The organism is Ornithinicoccus halotolerans (assembly GCF_009602535.1).
Taxonomy (GTDB): Bacteria; Actinomycetota; Actinomycetes; order Actinomycetales; family Dermatophilaceae; genus Ornithinicoccus; species Ornithinicoccus halotolerans.
This window is the reverse complement of the sequence record NZ_WIQI01000211.1, coordinates 1-1,155: the sequence shown is the minus strand read 5'-3', so window position 1 is coordinate 1,155 and position 1,155 is coordinate 1. Positions and strand designations below refer to the sequence as shown.

Genomic DNA, 1,155 nt, shown 5'->3' with positions numbered 1-1,155 from the left:
ACACGCCGTCCACCGCCTCCCCCGCCTCGGCGGCGCGCTGCAGCAACGGCCCGACCACCGCGGCCGCGCCGGGCTGGTCGACGGCGAGCACCAGCACCCACCGGGCCCCGCCGTCACCACCCAGTGCGGCCAGCCCGGCGGAGATGCCTGCCACCGGACCGGAGCGCGGCGGCCGCTCGACGACGTGCCGGACCGGCCCGGAACCGGTCGGCCCCGGAGGGCACCGGGTGCCTGCCGGCAGCACTCCGGCCACCACCGTGCGCTCGGCTGCGCCGGCGGCGTCCAGCGCCCGCGCCAGGAGGGTCCGGCCGGCCACCGCGAGGCTGGCCTTGTCCGCCCCGCCGAGCCGGCGGGCACGGCCACCCACCAGCACGATCGCGTCGTGGCGGACCGGCTCCATGCCGCTACTGTCCCACCCGGCTGCCGGTCACCGGGCGAGGTGAGACCATCGGGCCCATGAGCAACCCCTCCCTCGCCCTGACCATCGCCGGCTCGGAGGCCACCGGCGGCGCCGGCGCCCAGGCGGACCTGAAGACCTTCCAGGCCCATGACGTCTTCGGCATGGTGGCGCTGACCTGCATCGTCTCCTTCGACCCGAAGGCCGAGTGGGGGCACCGGTTCGTGCCGGTCGACCCGCAGGTCATCGCCGACCAGCTGGAGGCGATCACCACCGCCTACGGACCCGACCAGCTCGACGTGGCCAAGATCGGCATGCTCGGCACGCCGGCCACCATCGAGACGGTCGCGGGGGCGCTGCGCGAGCGAAGCTTCGGGCACGTCGTGCTGGACCCGGTGCTGATCTGCAAGGGGCAGGAGCCCGGCGCCGCGCTGGACACCGACGAGGCGCTCAAGGCCCAGGTGCTGCCGCAGGCGACCTTCGTCACCCCCAACCACTTCGAGGCCACCAGCCTGTCGGGCATGGCCGCGATCGAGTCGGTCGAGGACCTCACCGAGGCCGCCCGACGCATCCACGAGGACAGCGGCGCCGCGGTGCTGGCCAAGGGCGGGGTGCGGCTGCCGGGGCCGGACGCGGTGGACGTGTTCTACGACGGCGCGACGACCGAGGTGCTGACCGCTCCCAAGGTGGGCGAGGTCCCGGTCGCGGGGGCGGGGTGCACGCTGGCCGCGGCCGTCGCGGCGCAGCTGGCCCGCGGC

The 1,155-nt window shown here is 75.9% G+C and carries 2 protein-coding genes; one reads left to right on the top strand and one right to left on the bottom strand.

The annotated features are described in order from the left end of the window. A partial coding sequence (locus GFJ45_RS16095; protein WP_153399111.1) for an NTP transferase domain-containing protein occupies nt 1–400 on the bottom strand: 400 nt, incomplete at its 3' end. Between the two features lie 56 nt (nt 401–456). On the opposite strand from GFJ45_RS16095, the gene GFJ45_RS16090 reads away from it, so the two are divergent. Beyond that, nucleotides 457–1,155: PfkB family carbohydrate kinase (locus tag GFJ45_RS16090; RefSeq protein ID WP_153399107.1), on the top strand; the 699-nt coding region annotated here is incomplete at its 3' end.